General features: G+C 40.0%; 13 protein-coding genes and 2 rRNA genes. 2 read left to right on the forward strand and 13 right to left on the reverse strand.

The features are described from left to right. Positions 1-38: 38 nt before the first annotated feature. From BK574_RS08550 to pruA, 4 genes are all read right to left on the reverse strand, one after another. The gene (locus tag BK574_RS08550; protein WP_078428310.1) at positions 39-848 is read right to left on the reverse strand and encodes an MBL fold metallo-hydrolase; all 810 of its coding nucleotides are present in this window, start codon (positions 846-848) and stop codon (positions 39-41) included. Between the two features lie 46 nt (positions 849-894). After that, complete coding sequence (locus tag BK574_RS08555; protein ID WP_078428311.1) at positions 895-1,473, reverse strand: TetR/AcrR family transcriptional regulator; 579 nt, start codon at positions 1,471-1,473, stop codon at positions 895-897. Between the two features lie 243 nt (positions 1,474-1,716). Further along, entirely contained in the window at positions 1,717-2,649 is a 933-nt protein-coding gene (locus tag BK574_RS08560) for a proline dehydrogenase family protein (protein ID WP_078428312.1), read from the reverse strand. A gap of 165 nt (positions 2,650-2,814) precedes the next feature. Then, positions 2,815-4,362, reverse strand: a complete 1,548-nt coding sequence (pruA, locus tag BK574_RS08565; protein WP_078428313.1) for an L-glutamate gamma-semialdehyde dehydrogenase — start codon at positions 4,360-4,362, stop codon at positions 2,815-2,817. 369 nt (positions 4,363-4,731) lie between these two features. On the opposite strand from pruA, the gene BK574_RS08570 reads away from it, so the two are divergent. Further along, positions 4,732-6,282: a sigma-54 interaction domain-containing protein gene (locus BK574_RS08570; RefSeq protein WP_078428314.1), complete on the forward strand. Its 1,551-nt coding sequence runs from the start codon at positions 4,732-4,734 to the stop codon at positions 6,280-6,282. A gap of 253 nt (positions 6,283-6,535) precedes the next feature. Here BK574_RS08570 and BK574_RS08575 read toward each other — a convergent pair whose 3' ends face one another. The 7 genes from BK574_RS08575 to BK574_RS08605 form a co-directional block, all read right to left on the reverse strand. After that, positions 6,536-7,543 carry an LLM class flavin-dependent oxidoreductase gene (locus tag BK574_RS08575; RefSeq protein ID WP_078428315.1) on the reverse strand — a complete coding sequence of 336 codons (1,008 nt, stop codon included), beginning with the start codon at positions 7,541-7,543 and terminating at the stop codon, positions 6,536-6,538. A 175-nt stretch (positions 7,544-7,718) separates the two neighbouring features. Beyond that, complete coding sequence (locus BK574_RS08580; RefSeq protein WP_078428316.1) at positions 7,719-9,860, reverse strand: ATP-dependent Clp protease ATP-binding subunit; 2,142 nt, start codon at positions 9,858-9,860, stop codon at positions 7,719-7,721. Between the two features lie 145 nt (positions 9,861-10,005). Then, the gene (locus tag BK574_RS08585) at positions 10,006-10,875 is read right to left on the reverse strand and encodes an SDR family oxidoreductase (protein WP_078428317.1); all 870 of its coding nucleotides are present in this window, start codon (positions 10,873-10,875) and stop codon (positions 10,006-10,008) included. 214 nt (positions 10,876-11,089) lie between these two features. Next, positions 11,090-11,953 carry a polysaccharide deacetylase family protein gene (locus tag BK574_RS08590; protein ID WP_078428318.1) on the reverse strand — a complete coding sequence of 288 codons (864 nt, stop codon included), beginning with the start codon at positions 11,951-11,953 and terminating at the stop codon, positions 11,090-11,092. A 442-nt stretch (positions 11,954-12,395) separates the two neighbouring features. Then, the gene (locus BK574_RS08595; protein ID WP_078428319.1) at positions 12,396-13,097 is read right to left on the reverse strand and encodes a hypothetical protein; all 702 of its coding nucleotides are present in this window, start codon (positions 13,095-13,097) and stop codon (positions 12,396-12,398) included. A 196-nt stretch (positions 13,098-13,293) separates the two neighbouring features. Then, positions 13,294-14,226, reverse strand: coding sequence for a CAP domain-containing protein (locus BK574_RS08600; RefSeq protein ID WP_238457988.1), 933 nt, complete (start codon positions 14,224-14,226; stop codon positions 13,294-13,296). Between the two features lie 132 nt (positions 14,227-14,358). Beyond that, on the reverse strand, positions 14,359-14,508 hold the full coding sequence (locus tag BK574_RS08605) for a pirin-like C-terminal cupin domain-containing protein (RefSeq protein ID WP_078430810.1): 150 nt from the start codon (positions 14,506-14,508) through the stop codon (positions 14,359-14,361). A 155-nt stretch (positions 14,509-14,663) separates the two neighbouring features. Between BK574_RS08605 and BK574_RS08610 the strand changes: the two genes are divergently transcribed. Beyond that, on the forward strand, positions 14,664-15,164 hold the full coding sequence (locus BK574_RS08610; RefSeq protein WP_078428320.1) for a metallophosphoesterase family protein: 501 nt from the start codon (positions 14,664-14,666) through the stop codon (positions 15,162-15,164). Between the two features lie 166 nt (positions 15,165-15,330). Here BK574_RS08610 and rrf read toward each other — a convergent pair. Both rrf and BK574_RS08620 read right to left on the reverse strand, forming a co-directional pair. Continuing rightward, positions 15,331-15,446: ribosomal RNA gene (gene rrf, locus BK574_RS08615) — 5S ribosomal RNA — on the reverse strand. A gap of 414 nt (positions 15,447-15,860) precedes the next feature. After that, positions 15,861-18,792, reverse strand: a 23S ribosomal RNA gene (locus BK574_RS08620). Positions 18,793-18,937: the final 145 nt, after the last annotated feature.

Here is an 18,937-nt window from a genome sequence, read left to right on the forward strand (position 1 = left end):
AATGACTAAATATGACCAACTTCTTTCATTCTATTGCTTCACCACACCTTTTTAGCTTCACTTTCAAGGATGGAACGGATTATATGTTTGGAATCCCATTGATTAGTTGATAGATAAGTAAGAGGAGGAACTCTCGGAAACAACTCTTTATCTATTTCTTCAATGGTTTTTCCTTCTCCGTATAGCTCCCTAATGTTGCCACTTAGCTCTTCTAGATAATCAAGCTTCATCTTCAATTTATTTCTTCCATCATTGTGATAGCCAGAGTGACTACAATACATTTCTGTAAAATCATAATTTAATAGTTTGCGAATAGAATCCATTGTTTCGGGGATCGATTCACTTTCCATAATAATCCTCGTTTTTGGCGCAACAAATAAGTCCCCTGAAAACAAAATTCCTTTCTCTTGATTTAATAGGCTAATGTGATTTTCCTCATGGCCTGGGGTATGAATTAATTCCCAGCTGTAATTTTTAGATTGTATTATCGCACCTTCATACGGATGGGCCTCAAACGGTTCTCTTATTCCCCACATCTTTTTCCGATAATCAGGGTAACTGGCTTCCTTTAAGCAATTTTCAACCGAATGAGCATGAATGTAAATTGGAACTTGTTTATTTTGCTGAAGCCATGCTGCTGTTCCATTATGATCTTCATGATCATGCGTTAAACAAACTAAATCTATCGTATTTTCGGTATAAATAGGAATTAGCTCATTTAAAAGTCGGTATGCACCTGTGTCTATTAACATTCCGTCTACTAGGAATTGATAAACGTTTATTTTAAACCCTTCGTATGAAACTACTCCAGAAATAGACAGTACTCCATTATTGCTTTCTACTTTCAATTTTTACTCCTCCTTTATAAAATGAAACATTTCATTCGAATGTCATTTAATCATAGATCAATGTAATTTGTTCAATCAACTGCTTCCTACAATCCAATAAGATTTCAGAGCGAAAATCATGCTTGGTAACCGATCTTGCTAGTAAGACCGAACCGACCATAGTGGAAACTATTCCATTTGCAAGATAATTTTTATCTTCTGGTAATAGTGTACGTACTAATTTGACAAAATCACTTAGCGCATCTGTATAGGCTTCTCGTATGATTTCTGTTTCCGCTTTCACCTCGCTCCCTAGTGCAGGGAGGATACAACCCTTTTCTGGTAGCTTGATGTGCTCTTCACTTATATACGTCTCAACAATATTAATTAGGCTGTCTTTTTTAGGGAGGTTTCCAATGAGTTTTTCAAATTTTTTTACAGAATGCTCCATGCTGACACGGCATGTTTCAGCTACCAATTCATCCTTACTTTTAAAGTGAGCATAGAACCCACCATGTGTAAGTCCGACTTCTTTCATAATTTTTGGTACACTGACAGAATGAATTCTCGATACCTTAAAAGCCTTCGATGCCTCTTGAAGTATTGCCTGACGAGTTTGCTGTTTATGATTTTTAGGATACGGCATATAACCCCTCCTTTTTAATGATACACATCATATTATATGATGTGTATCATATATAAACAAGTGAGTAGTTACAATTTTCTTAAAGTTATCTAGGGAATGGTAGCTAGACTTTACGTATAAAAAGTGTTTACTATTTTTAATAAAGATGTCCTCGTAACATTTAATATGTACACCCATTATCAAGATTATAAAAAGGCCATTGGATTTGTTTCCAATGACCTTACTACCTTTAATTTTGTTTGTTCAATAGGATTTTTCTTTTGAAATTAGCCCCCGTAATGCAAAACTCACATTTTGCGGACGTTCTGCCAGCCTTCTCATGAAATAGCCATACCAATCTTGTCCAAATGGCACATATACTCTTATTGTATACCCACCACCCACTAATTCAAGCTGTAAGTTCGTGCGGAAACCATATAACATTTGAAACTCAAATTGAGTTTTGAGAATTTGGTTTGCCTCAGCAAACTTTTTTACTTCAGCGATCATTTCATGATCATGTGTGGCAATTGCCGTGTAACTACCACTGAGTAAATGTTTTTTTATAATATTTAAATAGTTATCGTCTACTTGTTGTTTCTCTTGAAAAGCTACCTTTGGAGATTCCTTGTATGCTCCTTTTACGAGTCTAAGTGAAACACCTTTTAAATTTTCAATGTCTTGATCTGCTCGAAACAAATAGGCTTGAATAACTGTCCCAACATTATCGAACTCTTGCCTTAAAATTGCTAAAATATCTAAGGTTAGTTGACAGTGAAAGAAATCTTCCATATCAATTCGCACAAAATTATCGTAGTCTTTTGCCGTTTGAACAATACGGCGCATATTTTCTAAGCAAAATTCATCACTAATATCTAAGCCGAGTTGAGTCATTTTAACTGATAAGTTACATTTCACTCCACTTTCAGCGATGGCATCCAACGTTTTAATGCAGTACTGTGTCGCTTCTAGTGCTTCTTCCTTGCTATCTACGAATTCCCCAAGGTGATCTAAAGTACAAACGAGGCCTTTTTCATTTAATCTTTTCACTACTTTTATAGCGCTTTCAATATTTTTGCCTGCAACAACTTGTGATGCACCAAATTTTAGACCCCACCTTTTTGCCGCTTTATTCATTGATTTACTTTTTGAAAGATACATGAAGAACTGTTTCATTGGTTGTTCTAATCCCATCATTAACCCCTCCAAACTGCTCCTATTCATTTAATGTTCACTGAAAATTCAGCTAATCATTTTCAAAAAAACATCCCGCTACCAATAAAACATTTCTTACCAATCGTAGTTTAAGATAACGCAGTGAAATGGGAAGTGTACTATTCCACTGCGTTCGTTTATTGATGATTAGTACATTTCTGATACTGTTTTGGCTTGCATGTGAAGCGCTAAATAATCAGGACCTCCTGCTTTCGAATCGGTACCTGACATTTTAAAGCCACCAAATGGATGATAGCCGACAATAGCTCCTGTACAATTACGATTAAAATATAGGTTTCCAACATGGAAATCACGTTTTGCTTTTTCGATATGCTCACGATTTTTCGTAATAACTGCACCTGTTAAACCATACTCTGTGTTATTCGCAATCTCGATCGCATGGTCGAAGTTATTAGCTTCGGTTAACGCAACCACAGGTCCAAAGATTTCTTCTTGCATAATACGTGCTTGAGGATCTAAATCAGCAAATACTGTCGGTTGAATGAAGTATCCTTTAGAAGCATCGCCTGTTCCACCAGCAACAAGACGTCCTTCTTCTTTACCAATTTCAATATAACCCATAATTTTATTGAAAGATCCTTCATCAATGACTGGCCCCATGTAATGATCATTTGTTGTTGGATCACCGACAGTTAAATCATTCGTTAACTTCACAACTTTTGCTAAAACTTGATCATATACATCCTCGTGGATAACTGCACGTGAGCCTGCTGAACACTTTTGCCCTGAGAAACCAAATGCCGATACGACGATCGATTCTGCTGCTAAATCAAGGTCCGCCTCTTTGTCTACAACGATTGTATCTTTCCCACCCATTTCTACAATGACGCGTTTTAAATGGTTTTGACCTGGATGTACAACTGCTGCACGTTCATAAAGTCTTGTTCCAACTTCACGTGAGCCAGTAAATGTTATCAATGCTGTCTTTGGGTGATCCACTAAATAGTCACCGACTTCAGCTCCACTTCCAGGGATGAAGTTTACCACACCTTTTGGAAGTCCTGCTTCTTCTAGTACTTCAACAAACTTTGCTGCGACAACTGGTGTCGTACTTGCAGGCTTTAATAACACAGTGTTTCCAGTAACGATTGGTGCTACTGTCGTACCTGCCATGATCGCAAATGCAAAGTTCCAAGGTGAAATAACGACTGTCACGCCCATCGGTGTATAGAAATAGCGGTTGTGCTCTCCATCACGACTGTTTACTGGCTTCCCATCTTTAATCGCAATCATTTGACGAGCATAGTACTCCAAGAAGTCAATTGCTTCTGCAGTATCTGCATCTGCTTCTTTCCACGGCTTACCTGCTTCTTTTACCAGGTAAGCAGAAAACTCATGTTTACGGCGACGAACGATTGCAGCGGCACGTATTAAAATATTGGCACGCTCTTCTGGCAATGTCTTTCTCCATGTTTCGAACGTTTCATGTGCTACACCCATTGCTTTTTCCGCAATGGTTTTGTTCGCTTTTGACACAATTCCAATAACCTCTTCTTTATTTGCTGGATTGTATGATGTAATTTTTTCTTCTGTTGAAATTCGCTCTCCACCTACAACGAGATCATATGACTTTCCTAATTGGCCTTCAACATACTCAAGTGCCGCTTCAAACGCTTTTTTATTTTCTTCAACTTTAAAATCAGTGAATGGTTCATGTTTATATGATGGTAACAATATAATCACTCCTTAATTGAATTTGTATAAAAATATGTTCACTTCATTCGTATTAAAACAATTTACGAATAAAAGCACGTTTTATTCGTAAATTTCTTATTGCAATTACCGTACCAACTTTCAAATACACATGGGATATCAATCTGAAATATAAACGGTATAACACTAAGGTTGGTGAAATATTGTCATTCTCGTATCTTTTTTATTTTAAAAAGTTAATTCTTCCTAAATATACAAAAAAGGAATGCTAGAAATTTAGTGGGAACAAATATACAATTATGTATAATGTGTCTAATAACTTTACAATTTTGTATAATCTGTTGTAAACATGTATTAAGGTTAAAACGAACGACTTAGGAGGTGTTGAATATGAGTTTTGACATTTCATTATTATCTTTAGTACGGCCTTTAGAAGAACGGAAAAGCAATTCTAGTATGGAGCATTACTCTACTAGTACGATGTTATCTGAGGTAACAAACATACAAGAAAAAGATATCGCACTCGAAGAAGATGGCAAAATCGTCGGTTGGGTTTCTTATCATGATTTAGTCAAGGCAGTCGTGGACCGTTGGAAACGAACTTTATCTTACTACAATACGTTACTCGGTTCCGTTGATGATGCGATTACAGTTATAGACGAAAACGGCGTCATACAGTCTTGGAACCAAAAATCAGAAGAAATGTATGGATTTACTGCCGCTAATGTAAAAGGAAAAAAGATTACAAGTTTTTTTGAAACCGAATCGGTTGTTCTCATGTCAACGATAAACGATAGAAAAGGCGTCATTAAACAATATAATCAACCGAAGCCAGATGTACATGTTTTAATAAACACATCACCGATCATTGTGGACGATGAGGTAATTGGTGGAATTTCAGTTGAGCGAAACATTACGGAGATCGTCAAGCTAAATGACGAGTTATCTTCTACCGCAGCGTCACTTCATGAATTAGAACGGAATGTACAAAATGAGCAGTCTTTATCTCCTTTTAGTAAAATTAAAGGAAGAAGCCCTGTTTTACAAGATGCTCTTCATCTCGTGAAGAAAGTGTCTAAAACAGATGCCACTGTACTGATCACGGGAGAAAGTGGAGTAGGAAAGGAATTATTCGCTGAAGCGATTCATAAAGCAAGCAATCGGTCAGATGCTCCTTTTGTTGCGATCAATTGTGGAGCCATTCCGACTGCTTTAATTGAAAGTGATTTATTCGGATATGATCAAGGAGCATTTACGGGGGCAGTGAAAGGAGGAAAAAAAGGAAAATTCGATGCAGCCAAAGGCGGAACTATTTTTTTAGATGAAATTGGGGAAATGCCTTTAGAAGTCCAAGTCAAGTTACTTCGAGTATTACAAGAAAAGCAATATTATCGTGTCGGCGGCACCAATCCGCTTCCAACAGACGTACGAATTATCGCTGCAACGCATCGCGATTTAGAAAGAATGATTGAAGAAGGAAGTTTTCGTGAAGATTTGTTTTACCGTCTTAACGTCATCTCGATTTTTGTCCCCCCACTGAAAGAAAGGAAGGAAGACATTCCTGAGCTAATTCAATTATTCTTACAAGAGTTTTCTATTAAATATAAAACACCTATTCCAGAGATTGATCCAGAAGTGATGTATATGTTTTTACAACACCCTTGGCAAGGAAACGTTCGTCAACTTCGAAATATAATCGAAAGACTGATTATTTCAGCTGACGAAAACGTACGAATTGAACCTAAGCATTTACCGCAAAATTTTGTAAAACAACTTTTACCAACGATTGAACTGAATGAAACCTCTATACCTCCCACTTTAGAAAACGATAACGAAATTGTACATGCACTTAAGTTAACGTACGGGAACAAAACTGCAGCAGCAAAATTATTAGGAATTTCTCGAGCAACCTTATACAACAGAATGAAAAATTTCAAATGACAGGAAACCACTTTTACATTTCCTTCACAAAGTGAAACTTCGTTAAGTAAGAGAATGAATTCATCCCCACTCGATGTTAGTTTAGGCCCACAGAATGTGGGGGGACACAGGCGATTCCAAAGAACGTGGCATACTTAGGATGTGTTCGTTTTATTGTATTGGCGATTATCTCCCACTTCGGCTTTCTTATTTTCTTAAAGCTCTAAAGTGGGAGTCTTAGCGGCAGTTTAACGGGATAAAAGGTGGTCTCTATCTACATAGCTACTTCTTTGACAATTTCATACGAGCGTATCCGTTCGCGATGATCGTATATATGACTAGTTATTATCATTTCATCAGCATCAGTTTCATTTAAAAAGGCTTGTAGCTTTTCCCTCACATTTTCTGGGCTTCCAACAACGGATGCTCCTAATTGTTTTTCAATCGCCACTTTTTCCATGCTAGTCCATAGATGCTCCATGGACTCGACAGGAGGTTGGAGTTGGCTTGGACGATTGCGAATAATGTTTAGAAAGGATTGTTGATAAGACGTTGAGAGCCAGTTTGCTTTTTCATTAGTTTCAGCGGCTACAACGTTAACTCCAACCATGACATAAGGTTCTCGTAATTCGTTGGATGGTTGGAAATTTTGCCGATATAAGTTTAGTGCAGGGAGCGTATATTCAGGGGAAAAGTGGCTCGCAAATGCAAAAGGTAAACCAAGTTTCCCAGCTAATTGAGCGCTAAATCCACTGGACCCTAAAAGCCAAATCGGGATTTGTAGCCCTTCTCCTGGAATAGCTCGAACTTGCATCCGTTTTTCACCTATACTCGGTTCAAAATAAGACCTTAACTCCGCAAGTTGCTCTGGAAAATCATGACCACTTCGTAAATCTCTTCTTAAGGCATGAGCTGTATGCTGATCACTTCCTGGTGCCCTTCCAAGACCTAAATCAATCCGGCCTTGATACATCGATTCAAGTGTACCAAATTGCTCAGCAATAACAAGCGGCGCGTGATTAGGTAACATAATTCCTCCCGCACCAACACGAATACTTTCTGTTCCCGCCGCTATATAGCCAATAACTACAGACGTTGCTGAACTAGCAATCCCTGGCATATTATGATGTTCAGCAACCCAATAACGGTGATATCCCCACTTCTCTGCATGTTGAGCAAGATCTAAACTGTACCGAAAGGCATCGCTTGCCGTTCCACCACTTCGGATCGGCGCAAGATCTAATACAGAAAGCTTAATATCTTTTAATTGTTTATTACTCATTAATTTCACCTCTATTCGATTTCGTGCATGGTTGTCTTAGTGATGTAATATGTTAAAAAGGTATTAAAGCTAAATTCAACTATTGTAGTCATTTTACAACTTGGAAACTGGGATTTCTACTGTTTCGACTTGAAGATATAGAGAAAAAAGAGGCTGACTAGCAGCCTCTTTCACGTTAACAAACTTTAATTTGATTTTCTTCGATAGAAACATTCATTAGTTTCACTTGTTCTTTTTCAATCATTAATGAGGTAATTTGGTTTTCGATATGATCCTGGATGGCGCGACGTAGAGGTCTAGCTCCAAATTCTGGATGATACCCTAGTTCAGCGATTTTCGCTTTAGCCTCACGGGTGATATTGATTGTAATTTCTTGTTCTTTAAGTGTTGCATGAAGTTCATCTAGCATGATATCAACAATTCGGATAAGATCTTCTTTTGTAAGGTGTGAAAACTCGATTATAGAATCGATGCGGTTTAAAAATTCAGGTTTAAAGTAGTTTTTCAATGTTTCTATTTGAATCTTCATTTCTTCTACAGAGGTTGAGGATGATGACGATCCAAATCCAATTGCTGTCTTTTTATGATCGGTTACCCCTGCGTTTGATGTCATAATAATCACGGTCTCATTGAAATTAACAACCCTACCTTGACTATCTGTTAACCTACCATCTTCCATGATTTGTAAAAAGACATTCATAACATCTGGATGTGCTTTTTCAATTTCATCTAGTAGGACAATAGAATAAGGATTTCTACGCACTTGTTCCGTTAATTGTCCTGCTTCATCATGGCCGACATATCCTGGAGGAGAACCAATTAACTTTGAAACGGAATGTTTCTCCATATATTCACTCATGTCTAAACGGATCATCGAATCTTTACTTCCGAATAACTCTAGTGCGAGTGTTTTCGTAAGTTCTGTTTTACCTGTCCCCGTTGGGCCAACAAATAAAAATGAAGCGGTTGGACGATGTTTTGGCTTTAGTCCGACACGAGCTCTCATGACGGCATTGGCTACTTGTTCAATCGCTTTGTCTTGGCCAATGACTTTTTCTGCCAATCTTTTCGGTAAGTCTTTCATTTTCGATTGCTCGTCTTTTTGCAGTTTTTTCACAGGAATTCCTGTACTTGTTTCAATGATGTCTTGAATGTTTTCTACCGTTACTTCGATGATAGCTTCATTAAGTTGCTCATTTGCTAGCTTCGCTTTAATTTCTAATTCCTCTTTGCGAAGGTTGGCTGCTTTTTCATATTCCTCTTGTTGTGTTGCTCTTTGTTTTTCTCGCTCAATTTCTTTTAAGCGTTGTTCTAAGTTTTCTTTTCCAGTTTCAATTTGTGATAGATTTAACTTTGATCCTGCTTCGTCTAGTAAATCAATCGCTTTGTCTGGTAAAAATCGATCTTGAATATAACGCTTTGAAAGAGTGACGCAAGCTTTCAAGACTTCATCTGAATACTTTACATTGTGGTAGACCTCATATGCTGGTCGAATTCCTTTTAAAATTTCAAAAGCTTCATTTTCTGTCGGTTCTTTTACAACGACAGGTTGGAAGCGACGCTCTAACGCTTGATCTTTTTCGATCACACGGTATTCTTTGAGCGTTGTTGCCCCGATAATTTGCAAATCTCCTCGAGCAAGAGCAGGTTTTAAAATGTTCCCCACATCCATCGACCCTTCTGCAGAACTTCCTGCTCCAACCATCATGTGCAATTCATCAATAAACAAAATGACGTCTTCTCGTTGTTGTAATACGGAAATTAGTTCTTTCATTTTTTCTTCAAACTGCCCACGGTAACTTGTACCCGCAACAAGTGAATTAATATCTAAAGTGTAAACTTCTTTATTTTTCAGTTTAACAGGAACTTGTCCTTCCACTATGTTTAGTGCTAGACCTTCTATAATTGCTGTTTTGCCAACACCTGCTTCACCGATTAAAACTGGATTATTTTTATTACGGCGATTTAAAATTTCAATAGTTCGCTCGATTTCTTTTTCACGGCCAATTACAACATCAATACGACCATCTCTTGCTTCTTGTGTTAAGTTGCGACCATGTTGATCAAGAAAACCATTTCCTGTCGCTTGATTAGGAGGCATTTGTTTCACGTTTTGCTTGTGATCTCCATTTGACACGTGCTGTGAAGAACTGAACAGATCATCAAAGTAATGATTGAAGTTAAAGTGGCCTGACCCCAAAGACTGGTAGGCATCACTGTAACAACTAGAACATAAATGAATTTGCTTATGGTGCTCATTTAACATAACATCCATCTTAACATTTGCTTGTTTTGCATTACATTTTTGACATAGCATAACTCAACCTACCCCCTCTTTGACTTTGACTATTTTTGACCATTCATTTATATAAAAATCCCATACGTAATGGGATTTCTATATATGATAAAGTAATAATATTATACCTAACTTTTTATTACTTTGCAATAAAGAACCCCCATGACTATCCGTTGACAATAACACCGCCGTTCAGATGGAGGATTTGACCTGACATATAGGAGGAGTCCTCACTCGCTAAATAAATATAGGCAGGCGCAAGTTCCACTGGTTGACCCGCCCGTTGCATTGGTGTAGTGCTTCCAAATTCGGACACTTCTTTTGGGGTAAAAGTTGAAGGAATAAGCGGTGTCCATATCGGACCTGGTGCTACACCGTTTACTCGGATTCCCTTTTTAATTAAGGAAAGAGAGAGAGAGCGTGTAAAAGTAACAATTGCCCCCTTAGTTGCCGAATAATCAATCAACTTTTCATGCCCTTTATATGCTGTTACTGATGTGGTATTAATGATACTGCTTCCTGATTTCAAATGAGGAAGTGCTGCTCTTGTTAAGTAAAAGAACGAAAAGATATTTGTGCGAAACGTCTTTTCTAACTGCTCACTTGTAATACTTTCAAAATCAGTTTGAGGATGCTGTTCAGCTGCATTATTGACTAAAATGTCGACTTTATTAAATTCGTTTATCACTTGTTGAATAACTTTCTGACAGAAAGCTTCATCACCTAAATCACCAGCAATGTTTAAACAACGACGCCCTTCTTCTTCAACTTGTTTTTTCGTTTCCTCAGCATCCGAATGTTCATTCAAATATACGTTGACTACATCTGCCCCTTCTTTCGCATAACCAATCGCTACAGCACGTCCAATCCCACTATCAGCTCCTGTGATGATAGCAATTTTATTTGTTAATTTCCCAGATCCTTTATAGCTAAAATTTTCATCGGTTGGATGAGGATTCATTTCCGACTCTATACCTGGCTGTTGATTTTGATGTTGTTCAGGAAAAGTTTTATGTGGTAGATTTGATGAAGACATGTGAAACACACCCTTTATTTAAAGTTAACTGTAAAATTTACTTTAATAGGATGTCGGGATTTCTGTTCCATTATTCAACCAAACCAACGATTCACCTTATCCCAAAACCATTTTGTTTTAAAAAATAGTGATTTCACTCGATAAAAAAAAGAGCTCGTTCAGGCTAATTGACCTTCACGATACTCTTTTACACAAACTATTTAGCTTTACCTCACTACTTCTGATAAGGAATATTTAATAAATTTGGAACTGTTGTAAACTCAAAGCCAAGTGCCTGAAGTTCAGGTATGATTTGATGGAGTGATTCAACTGTTGGCGTTCGATCACCATCCCATTCCGCACCATCATGTAACAGAACGATAGCCCCTGGGTGAAGATTACTTAACACACTAAAAGCAATGTCTTCTGGTGGGGGTTCACGCCAATCTAGTGTATCAATGGACCAACCGATCACGTTATAATTCAACTCTGCTAATTTTTCAACAGACTGCCCATCTAAAAATCCATAAGGAGCACGGAATAAGCTCGTTCGGTACCCAATAATATTATTAAGTAGTTCTTCGGTTTGAGTAACTTCTCGTTCAAGCGTAGCTAGGTCCCCTTCCACAAGATTCGGATGCCAATAACTATGATTACCAACAATATGGCCTTCGTTAATCATTCGTCTAACGATGTCAGGATAGGCCTCGGCTCTAGACCCCATGACAAAAAAAGTAGCGGGAACATTGTATTGAGCCAGTACATCTAACACTTGTTCAGTATAACGAGGGTCAGGCCCATCATCGAAGGTTAGAGCCACTCGATTCGCCGTATCTGGACCACGCAAAATGACCGTATCTGGATATTGCTGTTGTAAGACAATATTGGAAACTGGTCCTCTGACTGCCTCCTCATCGCCACCTTCCAAGTCGGGTAACCCCTCTACTTTTCTAGGATTATCTTTATCTTTTTTAAACCACCATTCTTGTTTGACGTCATCACGAGGTTGTTCATTCGCCATGACACTCACACTAGCTTGTACAAACATACTGATTAAAAAAGCAGTCACCAACAATACCTTCAAAAATTTCTTTTTCACATAGTCATCTCCTTATTCAATTTGATACCTTGTTATTTTTTATTCAAACAGGCATTTTATTCATGAAATAGGAGAATTGTGAGTATTTTAAAATAATGAACTTAAATCTCAATATTCTTTCTTAGCTATTTGTTCGTTTTTCCTTACCATTTGAAGCTGAACTAAAACTTAACGGAGTGGTAATATTATATATAAAACAAGGATAATAATCAGTAAAACATATACCAACAACCCATTTGGAACATTTCGTCTCACTTTCATACAAAACCCTCACTTTTTTTGTTCACTCATTCAATGGGGCAATTTTTTAGGTAGTACTTCAACTTAATAACGTCATCTTTTATACTATATTCATACTTACATTTTGAGGATTTTATGTTTCCTACTGACAAACTAATAATAAAAAAGAGAGTTCAGTATATGAACTCCTCTTAATCGACTTTTATGGTTTATGTTTGTACTCATACTCTTTTTCTTTCGTTCTCACTTTTATTTCAATTTCAACTGTGTTTATGTCCATGCCGTAAGACGCGAGGATATTTTTCACAACAAACTGGAAGTCTTCTGCGGAATTAATTTGTACGGATGAAAACATTTGCGTCACAAATTCTTCTGCTTGTTTCCCTTTCATTTTCACTTTCTCGTTTTCTAACTCTATCTCAACTTCCGTTTTTACTTCCTTCTTTTTTCGTTCTTGTTTAATTTCTATTTCAATTTGATCGTTTTCAATTTCAATTTCAAACTTCTCTATTTTTTTCAAAAAATCAGTAGGTTGTTCCGCTTTTTTTGATTCCTTCCTCTCACTGGAAAGGTCTTTGTTTTCTTTTTCTGTTGTCTTAATTTCTACAACTTCTTGTTCGCTTAATAAATTTGTTGTTAATTTCTCTTCAACATCTTGAACTATTTCACTATCCTCGTCCTTTGTAAGTATGACAACAGGATTTTCTTCAACTATTTCGAACATCTCTTCTGCATCTAGATTAGTTCCCATTTTTTTAGTGTGTTCAGTTTTCATTAGCTTTTCTGTATCATTAGGAGCTATTGAAGGCTCGGTAGAATTAAAACCGTCAGCTAGAACGATATAACCAAAAGAAAGGACGAGTGTAAAAAGTGCTCCAACCAACATGTATCCAAATTTGTTCATAACTTCCCCCTAGACCATTTCCTTATCCTTTTATTATAGAGGAAGAACATTTTCAATCCATCAGCAATAATAACCTATTAAAGGATGCGGCTATAGTACTAATTATCAAACATTTTTTGAAAAATTGCATTAATCAATATGAAAGAAAAAAGTGAACCAATCAAGGTTCACTCCTTTATATACAATTTAGCTTAACTTATCTACTTATAAACATTTGTGTCCAATAATTTCCGTTACCGTTATGCCCCACACCAATATGAGTAAAGTTACCGTTTAAAATATTGGCACGATGTCCTTCACTGTTCATCCACGCCTGGACAACTTGTTCGGCTGTTTGTTGACCTTGAGCAATGTTTTCAGCAGCAGCATTATAATCTACTCCAAAGTCGCGAATCATATCGAACGGAGATCCATATTTCGGACTCGTATGTGAAAAATAATTATTTTGTTGCATATCATTTGATTTTGCTCTTGCGACATTACTTAAAGATGTATCAGCCTGTAGGTCGGAAAGTCCATTTCTTCTTCTTTCTGCATTCGTTAAATTGATGACTTGTTGCTCAATCTCACTAATTCCTTCTGTTTGTTCAGGTTGAGCAGGTGTTGCTGGCTCCTCCTGTGGTTGCTCAGTTGGTTCTTGAGGTTGTTGCTGTGCCTCTTCTGGCTGTTGCTGCCCTGGTTGTTGTGGTGCCCCACCACGATGAGTTCCTTCTTGCAAACGACGTTGAATTTCTTCTGGCGTTATTTGTGCTCCTTCGGGTAACAACCGAGCAATATCTTCTTGCGTTAGTTGTTCACCTTCTGGCAAAAGCCGGGCAATCTCATTTGGTAACATACGTTCAATATCTTCCCTTGATAAACGTGCGGTACCTCGACCCTGGTGTTGTTCATTCCCATCTGTAATAATAAATTCATATTTAGCATGTTGCACTTGAACAGCTTTCGTATGAGGGTACTCTTCGCTCGGTATCGTTGTATCTTGACTCGATACTTGACCATACCTTGCCTGATCGCCTTGTATATTTGCTCCTTGTTCTGCTTCAAAAACATTACCACCATACTGTCCACAACCTGTTAGAAGGATAAACATTAAACCGATAATCATGATCCATATCTGTTTTCTTTTCATCATAGTTAGCTCCTCTTTTTACTATTTCTTACTTTAGCTTTTCTTTATTATCGCAAAATATAAATGGTAATTATCGATAAGAAAGGAGATTTATACATGAAAAAATCCCCCACAATGAGGGATGAAATCTGATTATTGCACTTTCCCATTTTGATAATCAGCAAACGCCTGACGGATTTCTTCTTCTGAATTCACTACAAATGGCCCTTGTGCAACAACACGTTCTTTAATTGGTTTTCCAGCTAGTAAAATTCCATGTAGTTTTTCATCAGCACTTTTAATTAAAACCGTACTTCCTTAATTTCTGGCATGTTGTTCTGATTCAAGTTTTGAAATCGTGGAGCAGCTGATTTATTTGCGTTGGATAAGTTTACCCATTTTTACAATAATGATATACTAACCCATACACTAAATCATTTTTAAGGAGCTTCAAAAAGATGAAAATTGTAGTGTTATCTGACACCCATATGCCTAAAAAAGCTAAAACATATCCTTCTCAATTAGTGACCGATTTACAATCTGCACAATTAATTATTCATGCAGGTGACTGGCAAACTGCGCAAGTATATGAACAGCTTTCACAATATAGCCAAGTTGTAGGAGTAACTGGAAACGTTGATAACGAGGAAATTCAACAACTTTTTGGAGAAAAGCTAGTTTTACCCATAGGCCCTTTTAAAATAGGAGTTGTGCATGGACATGGACAAAAATTAACAACAGAAAAAAGAGCCTTAGCTGCGTTTAAAAATGACGATGTGGACTGCATTATTTATGGCCATTCCCATATTCCTGTTTTAAAAAAAGTAAACGATATTCTCTTATTTAACCCAGGTTCAGTAACAGATAAACGTCGACAACCCAACTTTTCCTATGGTGTTCTCACAATAGGAAAAACTATAGAAGCCGAACATGTTTTTATTACAGATAAAAATAGCTAGATACCTTTCACAGGAGACAAGTAGACTAGCTTCGTTATTTTCCACAATACTCCATCGACTTTCCCTTCGCAGCACTTTACTTCTTCGAGTCAAAAGATCTTCACCGCCTGCAGCATTCAAGTTTTTACGCATTAAAAAAGCACAACCCTATTGGATTGTGCTTTATGCCTAGCGACGTCCTACTCTCACAGGGGGAAGCCCCCAACTACCATCGGCGCTGAAGAGCTTAACTTCCGTGTTCGGCATGGGAACGGGTGTGACCTCTTCGCTATCGCCACTAGACTTATAAAATTGTGATAAGCTTCGCATTTCTTCGTTGGCTGCGCTCCCTGCGTTGCTCATGTACCCTTCAAACGTACATTCCGCTACTCGTGAACTTGCCGCCTCGAACTACTCGCTTCTAACAATTTTCTATTAGGATTTTTGATAAGCTGCGAATTTCTTCGTCAGTTTCAATTCTTGCGGTGCTCCGACGTACAGGATGTACTAGTGCCGACGTTGTCACAGGACGTGACGAACTTAGTCGGTTACCTTTCCGATACGCTCCACTCCTCAGAATTTCACTTCCTCGAACTTCTTGCTTCTGAAAATCCTTTTTTAAGTTGTGATAAGCTTCGAAGTTCTTCGATGCTTATGATTGAGAGTCATTCTCTCAAAACTGGATAATGTACTAGAAGAATATCAACGCTTTATGTTTTGGATAAGCCCTCGACCGATTAGTATCTCTCAGCTCCACGTGTCACCACGCTTCCACCCGAGACCTATCAACCTCATCATCTCTAAGGGGTCTTACTTACTTAACGTAATGGGAAATCTCATCTTGAGGGGGGCTTCACGCTTAGATGCTTTCAGCGCTTATCCCGTCCACACGTAGCTACCCAGCTATGCTCCTGGCGGAACAACTGGTACACCAGCGGTGTGTCCATCCCGGTCCTCTCGTACTAAGGACAGCTCCTCTCAAATTTCCTACGCCCACGACGGATAGGGACCGAACTGTCTCACGACGTTCTGAACCCAGCTCGCGTACCGCTTTAATGGGCGAACAGCCCAACCCTTGGGACCTACTTCAGCCCCAGGATGCGATGAGCCGACATCGAGGTGCCAAACCTCCCCGTCGATGTGGACTCTTGGGGGAGATAAGCCTGTTATCCCCAGGGTAGCTTTTATCCGTTGAGCGATGGCCCTTCCATGCGGAACCACCGGATCACTAAGCCCGACTTTCGTCCCTGCTCGACTTGTAGGTCTCGCAGTCAAGCTCCCTTATGCCTTTGCACTCTACGAATGATTTCCAACCATTCTGAGGGAACCTTTGGGCGCCTCCGTTACTGTTTAGGAGGCGACCGCCCCAGTCAAACTGCCCACCTGACACTGTCCCTGAACCGGATCACGGTTCGAGGTTAGAACTTCAATACAGCCAGGGTAGTATCCCACCGACGCCTCCACGTAAGCTGGCGCTCACGCTTCCAAGGCTCCTACCTATCCTGTACAAGCTGTACCAAAATCCAATATCAAGCTACAGTAAAGCTCCATGGGGTCTTTCCGTCCTGTCGCGGGTAACCTGCATCTTCACAGGTAATATAATTTCACCGGGTCTCTCGTTGAGACAGTGTCCAAGTCGTTACACCATTCGTGCGGGTCGGAACTTACCCGACAAGGAATTTCGCTACCTTAGGACCGTTATAGTTACGGCCGCCGTTTACTGGGGCTTCGGTTCACAGCTTCGGCTTGCGCCTAACCACTCCCCTTAACCTTCCAGCACCGGGCAGGTGTCAGCCCCTATACTTCGCCTTGCGGCTTCGCAGAGACCTGTGTTTTTGCTAAACAGTCGCTTGGACCTATTCACTGCGGCTCTCTCGGGCATACACCCTAACAGAGCACCCCTTCTCCCGAAGTTACGGGGTCATTTTGCCGAGTTCCTTAACGAGAGTTCTCCCGAGCGTCTTAGAATTCTCTTCCCGCCTACCTGTGTCGGTTTGCGGTACGGGCACCTCTCACCTCGCTAGAGGCTTTTCTTGGCAGTGTAGGATCAGGAACTTCGGTACTTAATTTCCCTCGCTATCACAGCTCAGCCTTTATGGTAAGCGGATTTGCCTACTTACCAGCCTAACTGCTTAGACGCGCATCCATCAGCGCGCTTACCCTACCTTACTGCGTCCCCCCATTGCTCAAACGGTGAGGAGGTGGTACAGGAATTTCAACCTGTTGTCCATCGCCTACGCCTTTCGGCCTCGGCTTAGGTCCCGACTTACCCTGAGCGGACGAGCCTTCCTCAGGAAACCTTAGGCTTTCGACGGAGGGGATTCTCACCCCTCTTTTCGCTACTCATACCGGCATTCTCACTTCTAAGCGCTCCACCAGTCCTTCCGGTCTGACTTCGCTGCACTTAGAACGCTCCCCTACCCCTGTCCGTAAGGACAAGCCGTAGCTTCGGTGATACGTTTAGCCCCGGTACATTTTCGGCGCAGAGTCACTCGACCAGTGAGCTATTACGCACTCTTTAAATGGTGGCTGCTTCTAAGCCAACATCCTGGTTGTCTGGGCAACTCCACATCCTTTACCACTTAACGTATACTTGGGGACCTTAGCTGACGGTCTGGGCTGTTTCCCTCTTGACTACGGATCTTAGCACTCGCAGTCTGACTCCCGAGGATAAGTATTTGGCATTCGGAGTTTGACTGAGTTCGGTAATCCTGTGGGGACCCCTAGCCCAATCAGTGCTCTACCTCCAATACTCTTCCCTCGAGGCTAGCCCTAAAGCTATTTCGGGGAGAACCAGCTATTTCCGAGTTCGATTGGCATTTCACCCCTACCCACACCTCATCCCCGCATTTTTCAACATGCGTGGGTTCGGGCCTCCATTCAGTGTTACCTGAACTTCACCCTGGACATGGGTAGATCACACGGTTTCGGGTCTACGACCACGTACTTATTCGCCCTATTCAGACTCGCTTTCGCTGCGGCTCCGCCTTATCAGCTTAACCTTGCACGGGATCGTAACTCGCCGGTTCATTCTACAAAAGGCACGCCATCACCCGTAAATGGGCTCTGACTACTTGTAGGCACACGGTTTCAGGATCTCTTTCACTCCCCTTCCGGGGTGCTTTTCACCTTTCCCTCACGGTACTGGTTCACTATCGGTCACTAGGGAGTATTTAGCCTTGGGAGATGGTCCTCCCTGCTTCCGACGGGGTTTCACGTGTCCCGCCGTACTCAGGATCCGTCTCGGAGAGACGATCATTTTGGCTACAGGGTTGTTACCTTCTCTGACGGGTCTTTCCAGACCGCTTCGCCTATGATCGTCTTTTCTTACTCCATGTGAGACGTCCTACAACCCCAAGAGGCAAGCCTCTTGGTTTGGGCTAATTCCGTTTCGCTCGCCGCTACTCAGGAAATCGCATTTGCTTTCTCTTCCTCTGGGTACTTAGATGTTTCAGTTCCCCAGGTCTGCCTCCTCATACCCTATGTATTCAGGTATGGGTACCATCCCATTACGGATGGTGGGTTCCCCCATTCGGATATCCCCGGATCAAAGCTTACTTACAGCTCCCCGAGGCATTTCGCTGTTCGTCGCGTCCTTCTTCGGCTCCTAGTGCCAAGGCATTCACCGTGCGCCCTTTCTAACTTAACCATTCGACAAATGATAAGCGGCGGATTACTTCGTTGACTGCGCTCTCTGCGTTGCTCATGTACACTTTAAACGTACATTCTGCTACTTGAGAACTTGCCACCTCGTACTCCTTGCTTCTAATTTGTCTCTTAAATCTATAAAGGTT

Origin of the sequence: Alkalihalobacterium alkalinitrilicum, from assembly GCF_002019605.1 — a bacterium.
GTDB lineage: Bacteria > Bacillota > Bacilli > Bacillales > Bacillaceae_F > Alkalihalobacterium > Alkalihalobacterium alkalinitrilicum.